The organism is Duganella violaceipulchra, assembly GCF_019166075.1.
Classification (GTDB): Bacteria; Pseudomonadota; Gammaproteobacteria; order Burkholderiales; family Burkholderiaceae_D; genus Rugamonas; species Rugamonas violaceipulchra.
In genome coordinates this window covers 305,104-324,661 of the sequence record NZ_JAHTGR010000001.1, presented here as the reverse complement: position 1 = coordinate 324,661, position 19,558 = coordinate 305,104, and the positions used below count along the sequence as shown (strand labels likewise).

The following is a 19,558-nucleotide window of genomic DNA, read 5'->3' as shown; positions in this document are numbered from 1 at the left end:
TATCATACGGCAGCTTGGCCAGCTCCCGACAGGGGCTATTTGCAGCCAGCCAACACTTTTTGATTCTTTTTCGCCATTTCGGCGCGTTCGGCGTCGCCCATGATGCCGCGTTCGCCGTTGCTGTCGTAATTGCTCATGCGCACGCCGTCGGCCAGCGCCTGCTGGTTCTTGCGGGCGGCGTCGCAGTTGGCGGCGATGTCGGCCTTTTGCCTGGCCTCGTCGGCGGCTTTTTTGTCGGCGGCGGCGGCATCGGCCTTGCGCTTGTTGAAGTCGGCGTTGCGCTCGGCCAGCGTGGGTGGCCGCTTGACGGCGCTTTCCGGCGCCGCTTCGGCCGCCGGCGCTTCGGCCTCGGCATTGGGGTTGAACGGCGTCTTGCCGGGCGCCTTCAGGATGCGCTGCTCCGGCACCGAGGGCGGCGGCGGGCGGTCCGACAGCTGCTTGACGCCCTTGTCGTCGATCCAGATGTACTGGGCCATCGCCAGCGAGGAAACGGCCAGCAGCAGGGCGCCGGCCAGGCAATGCAAAGTACGGTCAGTCATGTGACGCTCCTGTAAAGCAAGCACCGATTTCGCCATGATTTGCGGCAACTGTCAACCATAAAGAAAAAGCCCGTCGTCCGCGAAGGGCGACGGGCTGTCGGCGCTGGCTGCCGCAAGGGCCAGCCAGAGTCCGGGTCGGCTTACCAGCCTATGTCACGCAGCAGCGGGAAGGACAGGTCGTTCGGCGGCGTGACCTCGTGGGTCAGGTCGTTGTTGATTGCCGGTTCCATCAGCAGGTTGGGGAAGGCGCTGACGTCGTAGTGCGATACCGACGAACCGCCCTGGTACGGGTTGGGTGCGAACATCAGCAAACGTCCCGCCAGATCGGCGCCGGCGCGCAAGGCCAGGTTCACGCCCAGGTTGGCAAACACGTTGGAGTGCAGGCGGGTGCGCTTGGCCAGGGCCACTTTCAGCGCAATGCCGTCTTCCTGTGAAATGCGTACCGCTGGAATGGTGACGGTTGGATCGGCGCCGCCCAAGCCTGGCGGAGGCGAACCCGGAGCGTTGTCGGCGACGATCATGCCGATCGCGCCGGCGTTCTGCACCGCCTTGGCCTTGATGGTGAAGGCGCAAGTGCCGCGGTCGACCAGGGCGATCTTGCCGTTGACGGCGGCGGCGTTGAGCGGCGACAGCGGACCGCAAGCCAGGCCGAGGTTAGGCGCGGTGTCGACCACCGGCATGATCTCGCCGGTCATGCCGGGGCTGCTGAGGGCGGGGCCGAAGCTGGCGGAGCCGACCTGCAGCGAGCCGGCGATGCTGGCAGGGCTCAGCAAGGTCAGCGCTGGCGCGCCTTGTTGCAGCACGGTGTTGACGTAGCTGTTGGCGATCGGGCCATTCCAGACCAGCTTGCCGGATTTCAGCGACGAGGCGGCGCGCTCGGCGGCCGTCATGTCTTTCCACAGCTTGTTGGTGGTGGTGTCCTTCAGGAAGAAGTCCCAGATGCTCGGGGTGTTGTCCAGCTGCGCGCCGGTCGAACCGTTGGTGTAGGTCTGGAAGCCCAGGCCGTGGCCGAATTCATGGGTCAGCACGGTCACCAGGTCGACCGCGGTGCCATGGTTGGCGTCCAGGCCCAGGTAGAACGGCGAGCCGGCCAGGCAAGTAGGGCTACCCAGGTTGATGTTGAAGCGGGCGCGGATGTCGGCGCTGCCGGCATCAGGATCGGCGCCGGTCAGCTTGCCGGTCTGGGCCTTGCCGAACCAGGCGCCGGCTTGCGGTGCGCCGGCGAAGTCGCGGAACACCTCGGTGGCGCCGGCGCTGCCCAGCACGGCCGACGTCGAGGTGCAGGTCAGTGCTTCCCAGGTGGCCAGCACGCGGATCGGGGTGGTGCTGGTCAGGGTGGCGCCCCATTTGTTGGCGGCGGCCTGGAACGCGTTCAGGCGCTGCACGCCCAGCGTGGTGCCGGTGTTGCCGCCGACAGGAGCGACCACGGTCGGGTCATTGAAGCCGATGTTGGCCGGGTCGCCGTTGACGATCACGATGGTCGCGGCGGCAAAGCTGGAGGAGGCGAACAGGCAGGCGGCAGCGGCGGCCAGGGCGTTCAGGGTAAAGCGTTTCATTGTTGTTCTCCTTTCACGGCAGGCAGGCTAGGGCCGTGCGCCAGGTGGTGGGCGACTTCTTCGCCGGGGACGCAGGATTCGACCAGCTTGCCATCGGCATCCTTGTGGATGACGGCAAAGCTGGCGCTGGAGTCGTCCAGCTTGCGGCCGACGCCGCCTTGCTTGGTGGTCAGCGGCGCGATGCGGCCGCCCAGTGCCAGGCGGCCGGAGGCCTTGGCGCTGGTGGCTGGCACGGCTGCGGCGGCCAGTTCGGCGGCTTGTTCGGCCGATGGGCCGACCAGCTGGCCGCTGGCTGCGTCTTTATAGGCGACCATGCCGGCGCCGGCCGGCGCGGCGTTCACGCTCAGCTCCGGTGCGACGACCACGCGCGAGTTGGGAAAGCTCATCAGGCCATTGGCGCCGGTTTGCGGTTCGGCAGCTTGCGCCACCAGGGTGCTGGCCGACAGGCCGGCCAGTGCCAGCAGGCGCAGCTGCTTCTTGCGGCTGAATGCCACCACGCCCAGGCCCAGCAGCAGCATCAGTGCGGAAGTTGGTTCCGGCACGGCGCTGATCTTGACCTGGTCGATGCCGATGGTGTCGCCGTTAAACGCGGTGTTGTCCACGACGTAGCGGAACGCGTAGCGGCCGGTGGTGGCGCTGGACAGGCCGGACAGGGTCAGCGAATAGTTGGTCCATGCGCTACCGGAGTTCGAGGTAAATGCCGGATGCAGCAAAACGAAGTCGCCGGAACCAACGTTGGTGCTGGCGCCGTGAGCGCTGTAGTAGACCTCGACGTTATCGCTGCCGCCTTCGCCGAGCAGGCGCAAGGAGAAGTTCAGTTTTTCGCCGTTCGACAGCGCCACTTCGGGCGTGATCAACCAGTTGCTGACGGCGCCGCCATAGGTCGCGTTGAGATAGTTCGCTGAAATGTAGGAGGTTGCAGGTCCTGCAGCTGCATTGAACTTGTCCGTGCCTTGGAACCAGTTGGTCAGGCCGCCAGCGATGTCGGCGCTGCCATTGACAGTGCCGGTGCTGTTGTTGGTCATCACCCAGCCGCTGGAGGCCAGGGTGTTGATGTCGTTGAATCCTTCGTTTAGCAAAGGACTGGCGAAGGCGGAGCTGGTAGCGACGGTGGCTACGAGTCCGATCAGGTATTTATTCAAGTTCATGATGCCCCAATGGTATTGTTTGCTTGCATACAATTCGCTACGGCAAGCGAGCGCGTTGAACATGTCAGACGGCAACGGTTGTGTGCCTCTGGCCCAAATGACTACGTTTAATAAATTACAGTAATTTTTCTTGGTTATCTATATATATTATTTATAAGATATCTACTAATTTGGGGCTGAAAGCGCCGCCAAGCCTCATGCTGGCTAGCACAGCAGTAGTTTCGGGGGGCGATGAACTTTGCGTGGGAATAGAGGCTTTTTTGCAACATGTACCAAACGGTATGTTGAAAGGAAAATAAACTCCGTTCATGTCTGTAGGGCGACTGCCGGCGGCGCGAAGAAGTTTCAGACAGAACACTGCTTTTTCTGTATAATCTGCTTTTGCGCCTATAGGAAATGCTATGCGTCTACTCCAAAAAGCACTCACGTTTGATGACGTGCTTCTCGTCCCCGCGTATTCGAATGTTCTGCCTGCCGATACGTCCCTCAAAACTCGTCTGACCCGCAATATCAGTCTGAACATCCCTTTGCTGTCCGCAGCGATGGATACGGTCACCGAAGCCCGCCTGGCGATTGCCATGGCTCAAGAGGGCGGCATAGGTATCATCCACAAGAACCTGAATCCGAAAGATCAGGCTCGCGAAGTGGCGCGCGTCAAGCGCTTCGAGGCCGGCGTGCTGCGTGATCCGATCACCATCCCGCCGACCATGAAGATCCGCGACGTCATCGCGTTGACTGAGCAATATGGCATTTCCGGCTTCCCTGTCGTCGAAGGCAAGGAAGTGGTCGGCATCATCACCAACCGCGACCTGCGTTTCGAAAAGGAACTCGACGCCGAAGCGCGCGCCAAGATGACCCCGCGTGCAAAACTGGTGTTCGTCAAAGAGGGCGCGGAAGGCGCCGACCGCGACGAAGCCAAGCGCCTGATGAACAAGCACCGCCTCGAGCGCGTGCTGGTCGTCAACGACGCCTTCGAACTGCGCGGCCTGATCACCGTCAAGGACATCCAGAAATCCACCGAGCACCCGCTGGCGTCGAAAGACTCGCAGGGCAAGCTGCTGGTCGGCGCCGCAGTCGGCGTGGGCGCCAAGGATGAAGAGCGGATCGAACTGCTGGTCGCCGCCGGCGTCGACGTGCTGGTGGTCGACACCGCCCACGGCCACTCGCAAGGCATCCTCGACCGCGTGCGTTGGATCAAGACCAAGTTCCCGCAGGTGGACGTCATCGGCGGCAACATCGCCACCGCCGCCGCCGCCAAGGCGCTGGTCGAACATGGCGCCGACGCGGTCAAGGTCGGCATCGGCCCAGGCTCGATCTGCACCACCCGCATCGTGGCCGGCGTCGGCGTCCCGCAGATCACCGCGATCTCCAACGTCGCCGAAGCACTGGAAGGCACCGGCGTGCCATGTATCGCCGACGGCGGCATCCGCTTCTCGGGCGACATCTCCAAGGCCCTGGCGGCCGGCGCGTCGACCGTGATGATGGGCTCCATGTTTGCCGGCACCGAAGAGGCGCCAGGCGAAGTGATCCTGTATCAGGGCCGTTCGTACAAATCGTATCGCGGCATGGGCTCGCTGGGCGCCATGTCCGACGGTTCGGCCGATCGCTACTTCCAGGACGCCACCATGAAGGCCGACAAGTTCGTGCCTGAAGGTATCGAAGGCCGCGTCGCCTACAAGGGCAGCGTGCTGGCGATCATCTTCCAGCTGGTCGGCGGCGTGCGCCAATCGATGGGCTACTGCGGCTGCGCCACCATCGACGAACTGCGCAACAAAGCCGAGTTCGTCGAGATCACCTCGGCCGGCATGCGCGAATCGCATGTGCACGACGTGCAAATCACCAAGGAAGCGCCGAACTACCGTTCCGGCGACTAAACAGTCCTTGCAACGCCGGCTGAGTTCAGCCGGCGTTTTTCTATTCTTTACCTCTCCAGTACATTACTCATGCACTCAAAAATCCTCATTCTCGATTTCGGCTCCCAAGTCACCCAGCTGATCGCGCGCCGCGTGCGCGACTCCGGCGTGTTCTCGGAAGTGTACCCGTATGACGTCAGCGACGAGTTCGTGCGCAACTACGGCGCCGCCGGCGTGATCCTGTCGGGCAGCCACAGCTCGACCCTGGAAGGCGACGCCCCGCGCGCGCCGGACGCCGTGTTCGAGCTGGGCGTGCCGGTGCTGGGGATCTGCTACGGCATGCAAACCATGGCGGCCCAGCTGGGCGGCAAGGTCGAGAATGGCCTGGTGCGTGAATTCGGCTACGCCGAAGTGCGCGCCCGCAGCCACACCAAGCTGCTCGACGGCATCGCCGACTTCGTCACCGACGAAGGCCACGGCATGCTGAAAGTGTGGATGAGCCACGGCGACAAGGTGCTGGAGATGCCGCCAGGCTTCGTCCTGATGGGCAACACGCCGAGCTGCCCGATCGCCGCCATGGCCAATGAAGAGAAGCGCTACTACGGCGTGCAGTGGCACCCGGAAGTGACCCACACGGTGCAGGGCAAGGCCATGCTGGGCCGTTTCGTGCACGAGATCTGCGGCTGCAAATCGGACTGGAACATGCCGGACTACATCTCGGAAGCGGTCGAGAAAATCCGCGCCCAAGTGGGCACCGATGACGTGATCCTGGGCCTGTCTGGCGGCGTCGATTCGTCGGTGGCCGCGGCGCTGATCCACCGCGCCATCGGCGACCAGCTGACCTGCGTGTTCGTCGACCACGGCCTGCTGCGCCAGGACGAGGGCAAGATGGTGATGGACATGTTCGCCAAGAACCTGGGCGTCAAAGTGATCCGCGTCGATGCCGAAGACCAGTTCATGGGCCACCTGGCCGGCGTCGCCGATCCCGAGCAGAAGCGCAAGATCATTGGCCGCGAATTCGTCGAAGTGTTCAATGCCGAATCGGGCAAGCTGGTCAACGCCAAGTGGCTGGCGCAGGGCACCATTTATCCGGACGTGATCGAATCGGCCGGCAAGGGCAAGAAGGGCCAGACCATCAAGAGCCACCACAACGTGGGCGGCCTGCCGGAGCACATGAAGCTGTCGCTGCTGGAGCCGCTGCGCGAACTGTTCAAGGATGAGGTGCGCAAGCTGGGCGTGGCGCTGGGCCTGCCGCATGACATGGTCTACCGTCACCCGTTCCCAGGCCCTGGCCTGGGCGTGCGCATCCTCGGCGAAGTGAAGAAGGACTTTGCCGACCTGCTGCGCCGCGCCGACGCCATCTTCATCGAAGAGCTGCGCAACACGCCGTACGAGCCGGTGGTGGTGCCAGGCTTCGACCAAGACAGCGTGCCGACCAACTGGTACGAAGCGACGTCGCAGGCGTTCGCCGTGTTCCTGCCGGTGAAATCGGTGGGCGTGATGGGCGATGGCCGCACCTACGAATATGTGGTGGCACTGCGCGCCGTGCAGACGCAGGACTTCATGACGGCGCATTGGGCGCACCTGCCGCATGCGCTGCTGGGCAAGGTGTCCAACCGCATCATTAACGAAGTGCGTGGCATCAACCGCGTGGTCTACGATATCTCGGGCAAGCCGCCTGCGACCATCGAGTGGGAGTGATGAGCTCGCTTTAAGTCGTTGATACAAAAAGAGAAAAAAGGCCGTTGATGATTCGATCTCGATCATCAACGGCCTTGTTGCTCATAAGCACCTGACGGATTGGTTGTGCGCAGATTGCTGGCGTAAGCATGGCGTCGCCGCACACCGTTTACAGTTGGTGCTCACAATACCTGCGCGGCCGTCACTGCTACTACTCGTCTTCACCGTACTCCAACGGCTTCCTGCCTTGTTCGGCCAGCATGCGGGGGTAGGTCACACCTGGCATGGCGGTGGTGGGTTTGCCTTGTTTGCTTATCTGGAACCACCAAGACGCACCGAAATCGTATAAATAGAATAATTTCTTGTGTTTCGGCAGTGGGAATAGGCTGTTCAAGGGCAGGTCCATCCCATCGGATTCGTCATCGGGGCCGAGCGGCGTTCGGCGGCCAGATGGGGTTGCCGCCACGCTGAACTGAGAGAGATGGTCGCCGTCGAAGTCCATCGTGAAAAGTATGTGGTCCGCCAAGTCGGCCAGCGTCCAATCGGCTGGCGCCTGCATTTGGAACCCGAACGGTTCGTTCAAATACCTACCACGGATGCATTGTATGTGTAGCGTGAATATATTTTGCATCGCTGATTATAGCTCATCGCTGCGATCAAATATTTCCAGCTTGAATTGCCAACCTTCGAAGGTCATCAGCATCTTACCCAGTTCTTCCCATCTCACCGGGCGTCCATCGATAATGGCCATCGGCTGTTGCCCAGCCGTCTGGTCATCCCATTCAATATGGCCTCTCACGCACTGGTCGATGATGGAGAGTCCAAAGCTGCCGTTGGTAATGTGTTTGACCGCGAGCGTGCGGCGCATCTTCTGAATCAGGCGCCCCACAATCGCTAGTAATTCGTCGCGGGGGTCTCCTAACTGTTGAAATTGGTATCCTGCCGGCACACCGTCATCCAGTTCGAAAGCCTCGACGGACACCAGATCTCCCAGAAAGCGTACCCGGAAATGGAAATGATGCACGGCGCCTTCGCAGTCGCCGAGGGCGATTGGTTCAAGGCGCAAGTGCTCAAAATGGGGGGGGCGGCATGAACCGCCACTGCCGCGTTGTAGCAGGCTGTGCAGAGATGGCGAGTGCGACCGTCATTTGATCCATAGTGGATGGTGTCATACATTGGCGTTATGGCGCGGCAATCTTCGCAAGCAATACTATCCAATGCCGTCTCCGTTTCAGGCTGGTGTGACTGACGCGGCGCCGGCGCCGCAGCAACGCTTGTGCTTTTTTCCGCTGCCACATGGGCACGGATCATTGCGTCCAACTTTGGGGGCGGCGCGCACCAGCGTTATTCCAACGTGCTGGTCGATGTCAGCGGCGTGCAAGCGCCAGTAACTGCGGATATTCACCAGCGAAGGAGTAATCGCGTCAATTTGTTTCCGGGCATCGCCTTGCTGCTCCGTGATGTCAGCGCCGTCGACAGTGCCCAGGCGCGCCAATGGCGCGAACCAGGCCGGATGGGCCATCATCAGCAAGCTCCATGCAGGGCCATTGAGCTTTGCAGCGTCAAGGAAACCATGGCACCAGCGTTGCGCGCCTTCTTGTTCGTCATTACCCAAGGCAGGTGCGAACGCGCCGGACTCAAAAGCATCGATGAGGCGATTGTACTTTCGCATCAACTGGTCCAACACCTTTTCCGCCTGTTCCTGGTTGTCAAATGGGGCGTCCGCGCCGCCATCGACTCTATCCCATATCCACGGCAGCCATTCCGAGGGCAGCATCAGTCGCGGCCCAATGATCGCCGCTGTCATGAAGCCTTCCATGGTTTGCATATCCATGACGGGCCCGGTAGTGCAGGCGTCGTTGAGGAAGTCCTCCAGCAGGCTGAACTCATTTTCAATACGTGCTGCAAAGGCCGGTGGCATTTTGCCGTCGGGATCTGGCGGTCCGATCAGCACATCGATTCCCTCATCGTTAATCGTACGCAACCCCTCATCCAGTGCGTCCTGCTCGGTTGGAAAGGATTCTTTCCAAACCGTTGAGTTGCCGTGCTGGTCAACCGCTTCCAGTAGCCATCCACCGTCTGCATCATTGCAGATATCCAGTCTGATTGGTTTGCCGTCGCGTACGATTGTTTGAGACAGGGGGGAGTCGATCAGCTCCGGTTCTGTGTGGGGCATGGCAAGGTAAGTGTGATGTTGCGGTTGCTTTGATTATTTGGCAACTGGTCTTCGATGGACGGCGCCATGTTCAAATCCAGTGAAAAGCACGATTTTACGCGAACCGCCTTTGTCGCTGGCGCCGGAAGTGACGCACGGCTGAATTTCAGCGCAGTGGTGGTCACGGCACTGTGCGCGATACGCCGACATGGTGTTGACTGTTAACCGGTTAACAGATAACATCGGCATATGTCAATCCAGTCCTTTGCGTGCGCTGACACGGAGACCCTGTTCACAACGGGTAAGAACCGCAGGTTTGCCAACATTAAAAGCGCAGCTGAGCGAAAATTGGCGCAGCTCGACGCGGCACCGTCGCTGAACTTTATGAAGGCTCCTCCAGGCAACGACCTGAAAGAGTATCGCGGGGCTTGGCATGTGCGTATCAACGAGCAATGGCGTCTGACCTTCAAATGGGGACCGAATGGTCCATTTGATGTGCTGATCGAAGACCCACACTGAGGAAAAGATCATGTTTAAGAACGGTATGCGTCCGGTTCACCCTGGCGAGGTGTTGCTGGAGGACTATATCAAGCCTATGGGCGTCAGCGTTCGTTCAGTGGCCTTGGCGCTGCATGTCCCTTACTCACGGCTTAGCGAAATCATCAAAGGCGAACGCGGCGTCACAGCTGATACCGCGTTGCGGCTGGAGCGCTATTATGGAAGCGAAGCGCAAGGCTGGCTGAACCTTCAAAGCGCCTATGATTTGCGTAATGCCGAGATAAAGGCGGGAAAAGCCATTGCCAAGGCGGTTAGGCCGCTGGCGCTGGAAGTATGATGCCGCAATGTCGATGATGGTATTTTTGATGGTATCGAATTTTCGATCATCAGAAAAATGCAAATAAATCAGTAGCTTACAACCCTCTTTGATATCCGAGTGGGAGTGACGAGCTCGGTTTCAGTCATAGACTGAAATTGAAAAAATGAAGGCCGTTGATGATACGATTGCGATCATCAACGGCCTTTTTAATTTTGGGGATGTCAGGCTTTATCGCTCCCAGTGGCCGCGTGACCATTCCCATTCATTATGGTGCCAACTCCAATGGCCAGGAATCCAATAGAGTGCGGGGCTGGGCGCGACCGTAATCTGCTCAATTATTACGGCAGGCATCGGGCGGGCGTAGCCTTGATGCCAATGTCCTGGCTGCCATCGCCAGCCATGGTCACGCCAAGCCCAGTGACCTTGAACCCAGGCATATCCCGACGCTGGTGGCGGTGGAATCACTTCCTGGATAGGCGCCGGGGCTAGGCGCACATCGGTGGACTGCTCATGGACCACGACACGCTCTCTGACGACGGTTGTACAGCCGCTCAACGCGACGGCAAATGCCGCCGCATAAAATAATTTTTTAGTCATTTTCAGATGCCCACTTGTTGATGATGGTACCCAGATTCGTTCTGAAGCCGGGTCGAAATTACTGTTGACTAAGGGGCTGATTGTGCTTGGCGATTTCATTGCCCACGTAGCCGCCGCCGACGGCGCCCGCGATAGCTGCCAGGGTGCGGCCATTACCGCCGCCAACATGACTCACCACAAGGCCGCACACGATGGTCTTGTATCGAACCACCTCGCGCACGATGGGGGCAGGTGCCACCTGCTGTGCCAGCGGGGCGCCAGCGTTGGTCGTCATGTCCGCTGTCGGATTGGATGCGGCCGCACCATGCGAGTTGGGCAGCAGCCCGATAATTGCGGGTTTAACCCGGCCTCCTATTGCCTGGAGGCCGGGCCGGCAGCTTGCATGAGAATGGAGCGCGTGCTTGAATCAGCCGCCTTGCTCGACGAACCGCACCGGACGCCATTCTATAGCGTGCCTCGGCCACGTCGCGCGGGCGCGTCCATCAACCGCATGCAACCGATTGCGATGATCACGCTGGCAGCGATCCTGACCTTGCTGCCGCTGGCTTTCGCCATCGGCAAGGGTCGGGAAATAAGGCCCTGGCGGTCTACCAGCCGAGATAATAGTCGGCTGGCAGCCAGCTCGGGCGGGGCAGGCCGAAATAGGACTGCAGCATCTTCTCCGCCTCGCAGAATGCGCCTTCAACCCAACCTTGCTGGTCCGAATAGGCTTCGCCGCAGATGTGTATGTCCTCTGCCGGCGAGGGCTTGCGCATGTAGGGCATCACATCCTGCACCTTGTAGCCGGCTTTCCAGGCATGATAGCCGGCGCCAAACGGGTCGTCGCCCCAGTCCTTGAACCAGGTGACGTAGGGCATGGGGATGCCCACGCCGTGCAGCTCGCGCAGCTCCTTGACCACCTCCTTGACCATCATTTCGCTCGCCGCGACGTCGTTCAGTGTCTCGACTTCAAATTGCGAGGCCAGCTTGGTCGCGCGTGGCCGGAACTTCACCGGATCGTCGGACAGCGCCTTCCAGAACGTCTCCGTCTCCATGTCCCCGTAGCTGCCGAGCAGCATCGAATGGTCGGTCGCTTTCGCGGTGCCGAAGTAGTAGCACTGGCGCATCGGCAAGTCGGTGATGGAATGGCCGGCGGTAATGCCCAGCTCCTTCCACCACGGCGTTTCAAATCCCATCAGGATCTTGAACGCGGGTTCCTTGATGACCGAGCGGATGTTGTTGTTCAGTTCGGCGTTCTCGTTGATGTTGAAGAAGAAGTTGTCCTGGTCCAGAAGCTCCAGCGAGCGTCGCGGCATCGCCAGCACCAGGCGATTGGCATAGACCCGCCATTGCTGGTTCGAACTCAGGTTGAGGAACACGAGTTCATAGCGATGGGTGGCGCTGTGCGGGTGTTGCCGGTGAAAGGTCAGCAGCTTGTTTTCGGACCAGATGCATGCGCCTTCGTGACGCATATAGTCGTTCGCCATCGCATAGACCGTGCTGTCAAAACCCTCGGCGATGGTCTTGTAGGTCGCGCCGGCCGAGAAGTCGCCGATCATGTAGGGGAAGGCTTCCGCCGCGTTCCAGTTGATGGTGTTGGAGTAGTAGCCGCCGGCGGTCGACAGGAAGGTGTAGCCCTCCTGCGACACCTGGTCCTTGAGCAGATTCCAGAAGCCTATGTCATTGACGAGGCGTTTGTCGTACGGCGAGCCTTCGAAGCGGTAGGTCAGGTTGGGTTTGATCTGGTCCCACTGCCGCAGCGTCAGTTTGATGGTGTATTTGTACTCGCTGTCCTGGCTGACGTAGTTGGCGTAACGCTCCCTGAACCATGGATCTGCCATCAGTACGTTGTAAATCACTTTGCTGAATAGCTGATCGGCGCTGAAACCGATGTCTTCGTCGTCCAGGTAGTAGCGGGTAGCGAGCTTCTCGTGCTTGTCCTGCGCTGCCTCCCAGGCGTTTTGCATGCAGCGGTCTTTGCGCAAGTAGATATACAGGTCGGCTGGATCGCCCATCGGGAATTCAACCGCTTTCATCTGATCGGCGAAGACCTCTTCGATCAGCGTGGTGACGATCATTTGCGAGGTCAGGTAACGCATGCCGCCCAGTTCGCCCTGTACCGTCGGCATGCCGGGCAGGCGTACCGATTCGAGCCGTCCGGCAATGCGGGTGTTCATGTCGAAGACCTGTACCTGACTGCCGGTGCTGGCGCCTGCCTTGGTCAGGCGGTAGGCGGTGTAGATGCCGGAAATGCCGGCGCCCACGATGGCCACGTCGAGTTTCAATCCATCCTGCATGCCGGTGTTCAATGCCGTATTCTTGTCAACCATTTGGGACTCCCGATATAAGTAGCTAAATTATTTACATGGCTCTGAAGTAGAGTTGGCCGGTCTGGAAGTGCGAGATGTCGTACGTGCTCTTGCCGTCGAGCGCCATTTCCGACAGGATGCTGCCCAGCAGCGGCACGAACTTGGCGGCCCAGCCGGTTGCATACATGACGATGTTTTGGTGGTTGGGCACATACCTTGGGGCAAAGTCGATCAGCATTTCCTTGCCGGCAATCGTGCTCAGCGCCACCAGGCAGGTGGACTTGTAATGCGGGGTCGGGTCGAGTCCGGTCATATGCTTGCGCACCCACTCGGACGTGTACGCCAATTCCTCGGGGTTGGGGACAAAGCTGGCCAGATTGGGATCGGACAGGGGCGTCATCACGAAGTCCGGCGCAACCCGGATATAGTCGGGGTGGTCCCAATCGACTTCGGGAAAACCGTAGAACTGATTGCCGCTCTTGCCTGCCGGTTGCTGGAAAACAAACCAGGTCGGGTATTGAATGGCGGGCTCGGTTTTCTTGAAATAGGCCGAGGCCATATTCCAATACGTCGCCTCGACCCGGAAATTGAGCAGGTTAATGACGTCGTTGATATAAGGCCCGGGCACCACCACCAGCTTCTTGCCGACGTAAGTTCCGCCAGGAGTCGTCACCATGAATAATTGATCGGATTGCTGAATGCCGATGACCGGCGACTGCTCGAGCATCGTCACGTGCGGACTGGCGAGATTGCAGTCGTACAGGGTGCGCTGGGTGGCGCGCAAGTCGATGCTGGCGCCGTCGGCCTGGAACAGGCCCCGGTAATTGTCTGGCAAGTCTTTAAAGTGATATCGCTCTTCGATTTCCGCCACGGTCAAGGAGGTGTAAGCCACGTCCTGCGCCTGCATGGCCAGTTCCGCGGCGGCGATGTTGCCTTCCGTCGACTGGACTGCCGGGTCGCCAAACCACAGGGTGCCGACCGTCGTCAGCAGTTGTTCCCTGCTGTGGGTTTGCAGTTCGGCCCAGTAGGGCAGCGCATCTTCGGCCATCTTCACCATGTATTCATCCGGATAGGGGATGCGGAACTGGCGCGAAACACCGGCTGAGCTGCCTTGCTGGTTGATGAACGTGAACTGTTCCAACACCAGCGTGGAGGCCGAACGTTTGCTGTTGTAATACGCAGTGGCGAGCCCCATCGGACCACCGCCTATGACGATCACTTCATATGTTTGCTGAAAACCGGGCGAGGACTTATTGACGTTATCGACAGGCATAATACTACCTTTCCAATAGTAACAAGTGGAGGATGGTAATAACTCTTGGAGGGAAACGGCTGTGTAGTATTACATTTATTTTTAAAAATATAATGCCTGTGTTGGCTTATTCCGACGGATATTTATATATATTTTTAATTAACTTGACGCCGGTTGTGGCTATTAATTCGCTTGTTATTTTTTAGAGTGGAATGCATTTAATCATTGATTTTAATAGCGCCAGGCGACATGCAAAATAGTTGTAATGAACGACTAGCTTGAAGAAAGATGTGATAGGCGAAAAGGTGGCGACAGCCAGCAGCGGGGTCTGCGGCGAGCGGCGTTATGCAAATCACCAACCGGCCTAACGAAATGTAGCAACGGTCCCGTCTCCCATGTCGGATGCGCGGCGTAAGTGCTAGCATCCCGGCAATAATCAGACTAGGAGACCGTATCAATGCAGCACTTCCGCCCCACCTGCCTGGCGGCACTCGCCACGATCTGCCTGCCACTGTCGGCCGCATCGGCGGCCGATGCCGGCCACCCGGCGCCGCGCCGCATCGTGGTCGACGTGGCGCAGGCGCTCAAGCCGCTCGACCGTTTCTATGACCTGTCGGTCGGTTCCGACTACCCTGGTACACTGCTGCGCGACGACAGCATGGCGCAGCTGCAGACCACGGTCGACGAACTCGGTTTCCGCTACCTGCGCTTCCACGCCATCTTCCACGACGTGCTGGGCACGGTGCGCATCGAGGACGGCAAGCTCGTCTACGACTGGACCAAGCTGGACCAGCTGTACGACCAGATGCTGGCGCGTCACATCAAGCCTTTCGTCGAGCTGGGCTTCACGCCCAAGGCGATGGCGACCTCGAACAACCAGGTCTTCTACTGGCAAGGCAACACTTCGCATCCCGATCCGGCCAAATGGAAGGACCTGGTCGCGGCCTTCGTGCGCCACATCGAGCAGCGCTACGGCCAGGAGGAAGTGCGCAGCTGGTTCTTCGAGGTGTGGAATGAACCCAACTTGGACGGCTTCTGGGAACACGCCGATCAGAAGGCGTATTTCGAGCTGTACGACCTGACCGCCAACACCATCAAGTCCATCGATCCGGCGCTGCGCGTGGGCGGGCCGTCCACCGCCGGCGCCGCCTGGGTGCCGGAATTCCTCGACCATGTGGCCCATAGCGGCGCCGCCGTCGATTTCGTCACTACCCACACCTACGGCGTGGACGGCGGCTTCCTCGACGAAAAAGGCGAGGGCGACACCAAGCTGTCGCCGTCGCCGGACGCCATCGTCGGCGACGTGCGGCGCGTGCGCGAGCAGATCTCGGCGTCGAAGTTCCCCAAGCTGCCGCTGTACTTCACCGAGTGGAGCACCAGCTACACGCCGCGCGACCTGGTGCATGATTCCTACATCAGCTCGACGTACATACTCAGCAAGCTCAAGGCCGCCAAGGGCCTGGTGCAGGGCATGAGCTACTGGACCTACAGCGACCTGTTCGAAGAGCCGGGTCCGCCGAGCAAGCCGTTCGAAGGCGGCTTCGGCCTGCTCAATCCGCAGGGCATCCGCAAGCCCGCGTATTTCGCCTACCAGTACCTGCACGCGCTGAGCGGCAACGAGATCCCGGTCGCCGATGCGCAGGTGATGGCGTCCTCGGACGGCCGCAAGGTCACGGCGGTGGTGTGGGATTTCCAGCAGCCCGACCAGAAGGTCAGCAACCGGCCGTTCTACAGCCGCGTGGTGCCGTCGTCGCCGTCGGCGCCGCTGGCGGTGCGCATCAGCCACGTCAAGGCCGGCAAGTATCGGCTGCAGGTGCACCGCAGCGGCTTCCGCGCCAACGATGCCTACTCGGCCTACATCGAGATGGGCGCGCCGAAGACGCTGACCCCGGCCCAGGTTGAGCAATTACAGGGACTCACCCGCGACCTGCCCGAGAGCGACCGCGTGATCCAGGTCGGCAAGAGCGGCGCGGTCGATGTCAAGCTGCCGATGCGCAGCAACGACGTCGCCCTGGTGACACTGACGCGGCAGGACTGATCATAGCCTGCCGTTTCGGGCAAGTGGTTCGCTGTTCAAGGCAGATCAGCATTTTGCCAATCGGCGCCGATCGCTGCACGCCTGTGTTTCCGGCGGGCAGATCTATCGCCAGACCACCGTCCACCGGTTAACGCTGCTGCGCTAGCCGGTAGCGGCTTACTTATTTCCCCACCACCTTGACCAGGCCGGGCGCCTGGCGCGACAGTTCGGCGTCGCCGCTGACGGTCAGGCGGCCGGCGCCGTCGTTCCAGTGCAGACGGGCCAGCGTGCCCTCGCCCTTTTCGTAGTCGTAGGACACGCCGTCGTCGTCGTACAGCGCAAAATCGCCATCCTTGCCTGGATAAACCTTGATCTCGGCGATGGCCTGGCGGGTCGCGGTCGACTGGATGTCCGCGCCCAGCGGCACGATGGCGCCGGCCCGGACGAACACCGGCATCTGCTCGATCGGCGCGGCCACCTTGATCCAGCGTCCGCCCGCCAGTTTTTCATTGGTCCAGAAGTTGTACCAGTCGCTGCCGGCCGGCAGGTAGACATCCTTTTGGGTCTGGCCCTGCTCGGTGACCGGTGCGACCAGGAACGCCGGGCCGAACATGTACTGGGTGCCGATGTTGGCGACCTGCGGATCGTGCGGGAAATCCATCCACAGCGGACGCATGAAGGGCGCGCCGCTGTCGTAGGTGGCCTTGGCCTGGCTGTAGATGTAGGGCATGAGCTGGTAGCGCAGCCGGTCGTAGCGCGCCAGGATGGCTTCGGCCTGGGCGCCGAACTCCCACAGTTCGGTGTGCTTGCGGTCGCCGTGCACGCGCAAGGTCGGCAGGAAGGTGCCGTACTGGAACCAGCGCGTGAACAGTTCCGGATAGTCGTGGTTCTGGCCGACGGTGTCGGTGGCGCCGGCCGGGTCGAGCAGGGGCGCCTTGCTGGCCTTGGTGCTCTGCGGCAGCCACTGCCAGCCGCCGACGTCGTTGCCCCAGTAGGCGATGCCGGAGGCTGTCATGTTCAGGCCGGTCGGTATCTGCCGCGCCAGCGCTTCCCACGAGGGCTGGATGTCGGACGACCAGAACAGCGCGCCGCTGCGTTGCGCGCCCAGGTAGGCGGCGCGCGACAGGATCAGCGCGCGCTTGTTGGGCTTCCAGGCGCGCATGCCGTCGGCCACGCCTTCGACGTGCAGTAGCGGGAAGACGTTGTGGTAGCGGTCGCCCGAGCCGATCGCATAGAAATAACCGTCCGGCACCAGATCCGGCTCGGTCTCGTCCAGCCACGGATAGTCGAAGCCGTGCGACAGCACGTTGTCGCGCGCGTGCTCCCAGTACCATTTGCGCGCCGCAGGGTTGGTGGCGTCGATCAGCGCGCCGGTGCGGTCGGAGCGCGATGGCAGGCCGTCGACGGTCTTGCCGTCCTTGTCCTTGAGGAAGTAGCCTTTCGCGTCGAGCTCGTTGTAATAACGGCCCGCCGTCTCGAAGCGCGGCCAGATCGAAATGATGGACTGCATGCCGAGGCCGTGCAGCTCCCGGTTCATGGCGTCCGGATCGGGGAACTGGGCCGGATCGATGTCCAGCTGGCCCATGCGGGTCCAGTAGAACCAGTCGACCACCATGATGTCGAGCGGGTACTTTTTCTGGCGATAGGTGTTGGCGACGCGTAGCACTTCCTGCTGGCTGTCGTAGCGCGCCTTGGACTGTATCAGGCCGAACGCGGCCTTGGGCGGGATCGGTGTCCTGCCGGTCACGCGCGCATAGCCGGAATACAGTTCTTCCGGCGTGTTGCCGGTGATGACGAAGAAGCTGACGCGCTCGCCGACGTTGGACTGGAAGCCGGTGCGGCCGTTGACGCCGGCGATGAAGCGGGTCGCCGACGGGTTGTCCCAGACGATGCCGTAGCCCTTGGAGGACACCATGAACGGCACGCACACCGTTTCGCCGGCCGGTGCGTCGTACCAGTGCTTGCAGTCGATGACGCGGCCGCGCAGGTCGAGCGGGCCGGTCGATTCCTGGTTCTGGCCCATGCCGTAGTAATGTTCGTCGGCCGGCGCGCTGAACGAGGCGCCGGTCTGGTAGGTCTTCTCGGTGTTGACGGTTTGCGGCGCCATCTCCCAGCCGGTCATGTCGAGCACCAGCTCGCCTTTGGCGTTCTTGACCTGCAGCGCTACCGGCGCCAGTTGCGGCGCGAAATACTTCTCGCCCATGGTCGGCACGCGCGGCGCCGGCGCCGGTGCGACGTGCAGGCTCAGCGCCGGCGAGCTGAAGCTGTCGCCGTCCTTGTCGCCGCTGTGGCGGAAGGCGGCGTTGTCGGCGCCGCCGGCCAGGATGCCGTAGCCGGCGCCTTTCAGCGCCTCGGCCTTGTCGGCGGCGATCGTGACGCGGACCACGTTCGGGCCATAGGCCTCGACCGAAACCCAGGCGCCGTTGCGGTCGAGCGTGGCGATCGGCGCCCCTTGGGCGCTGGCGGCGGCGCCGAGCGCGAGCAGGGAAATCGAGACGGCCAGGGCCTTGCGCCGCATGGGCGCGGGGTGATGCTTGATCATGTGTTCTCCTGTATTCGGGATGGATTGCTAGGGAATCAGCTTGCGGTCGCGCAGCCATTCCTCGGCACGCTGCGGCCAGTTCGACGCGGTGCCCTGGCCGGCGCGCATCGCCATGCCATGCCCGCCGTGCTCGAACAACATCATCTCGGCCGGCACGTGGGCGCGGGTCAGGGCCTGGTAGTAGCGGATGCTGTTCTCGACCGGCACCAGGCCGTCGTCCTGGGAATGGATCAGCAACGTGGGCGGGGTGCGCGCGGTGACTTGCTGCTCGACCGACATCAGCTGCACCAGTTGCGCGGACGGGGCCGCGCCGAGCAGGGCGTTGCGCGAGCCGAGGTGGGCGACCGGCGCTTCCATGGTGATGACGGGATACATCAGCATGGCGAAGTCCGGACGCGCGCTGACGGCGTCAAGCGCATCGCCGCCGCGGCCGGCCGGCTGGTCGAACAGGGTGGCGGCGCTGGCCGCCAGGTGGCCGCCGGCCGAGCTGCCCATGACGCCGATGCGGTCGGGCGCCACGCCGTACTGCGCGGCCTGCGAACGCACCAGGCGGATCGCCCGCAACACGTCCTGCAGGGGCGCGGGATGGCCGTAGCCGGACAGCCGATATTTCAGCACGAAGGCGGTGACGCCCAGGCTGGACAGCCACTGCGCGTACTGATGGCCTTCGCGCGTGAAGGACAGGAATTCGTAACCGCCGCCGGGACAGATGATGACCGCGGTCCGGGCTGCGCGGTCCAGGGAGGCGGGATACACCGTCAGCGTGGGCTGGCTGACGTTGCGGATCTGTTCGCCGTCGAGCCGTTCCGGTCCGGCCGGCGGTCTCGGTTGCGGCCGCGCGTCGGGCGCGCCGTCGGGCCAGAGGGTGACGACCTTGTCTTGGGCGAGGGCGCCGGTCGAGGCCAGGAACAGCAGGGCCAGTCTCCACGATCGCATGGGGTTGTTCTCCTTTTGTATTTTTTGTGCCGGCATTTTTGCGGCGCTCCATGATTGCAGAGCCACCTGGGGACCGCAATTATGAAAATGACCGATCCTGTGTATGATTTGCCGCAATCCCAGCGTGGTTTTTGGCGCGTCGCAGCATGAAAATTTCTTTACAAATTCCTGCATTAGT

17 protein-coding genes are annotated in these 19,558 nt (G+C 61.4%); 5 read left to right on the top strand and 12 right to left on the bottom strand.

What is annotated here, in order from left to right; all coding sequences use genetic code 11:
• Positions 1 to 35: 35 nt before the first annotated feature.
• The 3 genes from KVP70_RS01275 to KVP70_RS01265 form a co-directional block, all read right to left on the bottom strand.
• Positions 36 to 539, bottom strand: a complete 504-nt coding sequence (locus KVP70_RS01275) for a DUF4124 domain-containing protein (RefSeq protein ID WP_217940207.1) — start codon at positions 537 to 539, stop codon at positions 36 to 38.
• 140 nt (positions 540 to 679) lie between these two features.
• A complete protein-coding gene (locus KVP70_RS01270; RefSeq protein WP_217940206.1) occupies positions 680 to 2,095 on the bottom strand; it encodes a PA domain-containing protein in 1,416 nt (471 codons plus the stop codon).
• A complete protein-coding gene (locus tag KVP70_RS01265; protein WP_229224510.1) occupies positions 2,092 to 3,243 on the bottom strand; it encodes a choice-of-anchor J family PEP-CTERM protein in 1,152 nt (383 codons plus the stop codon). The genes KVP70_RS01270 and KVP70_RS01265 overlap by 4 nt, the downstream gene beginning before the upstream one ends.
• Positions 3,244 to 3,644: 401 nt before the next feature.
• Between KVP70_RS01265 and guaB the strand changes: the two genes are divergently transcribed.
• Together guaB and guaA are read left to right on the top strand one after the other, a co-directional pair.
• Positions 3,645 to 5,117, top strand: a complete 1,473-nt coding sequence (guaB, locus tag KVP70_RS01260) for an IMP dehydrogenase (RefSeq protein ID WP_217940204.1) — start codon at positions 3,645 to 3,647, stop codon at positions 5,115 to 5,117.
• Between the two features lie 69 nt (positions 5,118 to 5,186).
• Positions 5,187 to 6,797: a glutamine-hydrolyzing GMP synthase gene (gene guaA / locus KVP70_RS01255; protein WP_217940203.1), complete on the top strand. Its 1,611-nt coding sequence runs from the start codon at positions 5,187 to 5,189 to the stop codon at positions 6,795 to 6,797.
• Between the two features lie 190 nt (positions 6,798 to 6,987).
• Here the strand turns inward: guaA and KVP70_RS01250 are convergent, their stop codons facing one another.
• The 3 genes from KVP70_RS01250 to KVP70_RS01240 form a co-directional block, all read right to left on the bottom strand.
• Entirely contained in the window at positions 6,988 to 7,359 is a 372-nt protein-coding gene (locus KVP70_RS01250; RefSeq protein WP_217940202.1) for an IS1096 element passenger TnpR family protein, read from the bottom strand.
• Positions 7,360 to 7,413: 54 nt separating this feature from the next.
• Positions 7,414 to 7,842 (bottom strand): DUF7713 domain-containing protein, encoded by a 429-nt coding sequence (locus KVP70_RS01245; RefSeq protein ID WP_217940201.1) that lies wholly within the window; start codon positions 7,840 to 7,842, stop codon positions 7,414 to 7,416.
• 165 nt (positions 7,843 to 8,007) lie between these two features.
• The gene (locus KVP70_RS01240; RefSeq protein WP_217940504.1) at positions 8,008 to 8,952 is read right to left on the bottom strand and encodes a UPF0149 family protein; all 945 of its coding nucleotides are present in this window, start codon (positions 8,950 to 8,952) and stop codon (positions 8,008 to 8,010) included.
• Between the two features lie 228 nt (positions 8,953 to 9,180).
• Between KVP70_RS01240 and KVP70_RS01235 the strand changes: the two genes are divergently transcribed.
• Together KVP70_RS01235 and KVP70_RS01230 are read left to right on the top strand one after the other, a co-directional pair.
• Positions 9,181 to 9,450, top strand: a complete 270-nt coding sequence (locus KVP70_RS01235) for a type II toxin-antitoxin system RelE/ParE family toxin (protein ID WP_217940200.1) — start codon at positions 9,181 to 9,183, stop codon at positions 9,448 to 9,450.
• A 10-nt stretch (positions 9,451 to 9,460) separates the two neighbouring features.
• On the top strand, positions 9,461 to 9,766 hold the full coding sequence (locus KVP70_RS01230) for a HigA family addiction module antitoxin (RefSeq protein ID WP_217940199.1): 306 nt from the start codon (positions 9,461 to 9,463) through the stop codon (positions 9,764 to 9,766).
• Between the two features lie 210 nt (positions 9,767 to 9,976).
• Here KVP70_RS01230 and KVP70_RS35355 read toward each other — a convergent pair whose 3' ends face one another.
• The 4 genes from KVP70_RS35355 to KVP70_RS01210 form a co-directional block, all read right to left on the bottom strand.
• Positions 9,977 to 10,345: a YXWGXW repeat-containing protein gene (locus tag KVP70_RS35355; RefSeq protein ID WP_217940198.1), complete on the bottom strand. Its 369-nt coding sequence runs from the start codon at positions 10,343 to 10,345 to the stop codon at positions 9,977 to 9,979.
• Between the two features lie 58 nt (positions 10,346 to 10,403).
• Positions 10,404 to 10,619: a glycine zipper 2TM domain-containing protein gene (locus KVP70_RS01220; protein WP_217940197.1), complete on the bottom strand. Its 216-nt coding sequence runs from the start codon at positions 10,617 to 10,619 to the stop codon at positions 10,404 to 10,406.
• A gap of 313 nt (positions 10,620 to 10,932) precedes the next feature.
• Positions 10,933 to 12,654: a flavin monoamine oxidase family protein gene (locus tag KVP70_RS01215; RefSeq protein ID WP_217940196.1), complete on the bottom strand. Its 1,722-nt coding sequence runs from the start codon at positions 12,652 to 12,654 to the stop codon at positions 10,933 to 10,935.
• Positions 12,655 to 12,685: 31 nt separating this feature from the next.
• Complete coding sequence (locus KVP70_RS01210; protein ID WP_217940195.1) at positions 12,686 to 13,906, bottom strand: FAD-dependent oxidoreductase; 1,221 nt, start codon at positions 13,904 to 13,906, stop codon at positions 12,686 to 12,688.
• Between the two features lie 436 nt (positions 13,907 to 14,342).
• Between KVP70_RS01210 and KVP70_RS01205 the strand changes: the two genes are divergently transcribed.
• Positions 14,343 to 15,923, top strand: coding sequence for a GH39 family glycosyl hydrolase (locus KVP70_RS01205; protein ID WP_217940194.1), 1,581 nt, complete (start codon positions 14,343 to 14,345; stop codon positions 15,921 to 15,923).
• Positions 15,924 to 16,083: 160 nt separating this feature from the next.
• Here KVP70_RS01205 and KVP70_RS01200 read toward each other — a convergent pair whose 3' ends face one another.
• Together KVP70_RS01200 and KVP70_RS01195 are read right to left on the bottom strand one after the other, a co-directional pair.
• Positions 16,084 to 18,444 carry a glycoside hydrolase family 31 protein gene (locus tag KVP70_RS01200; RefSeq protein WP_229224509.1) on the bottom strand — a complete coding sequence of 787 codons (2,361 nt, stop codon included), beginning with the start codon at positions 18,442 to 18,444 and terminating at the stop codon, positions 16,084 to 16,086.
• Positions 18,445 to 18,471: 27 nt separating this feature from the next.
• Positions 18,472 to 19,380, bottom strand: a complete 909-nt coding sequence (locus KVP70_RS01195; protein WP_229224508.1) for an alpha/beta hydrolase — start codon at positions 19,378 to 19,380, stop codon at positions 18,472 to 18,474.
• Positions 19,381 to 19,558 lie beyond the last annotated feature (178 nt).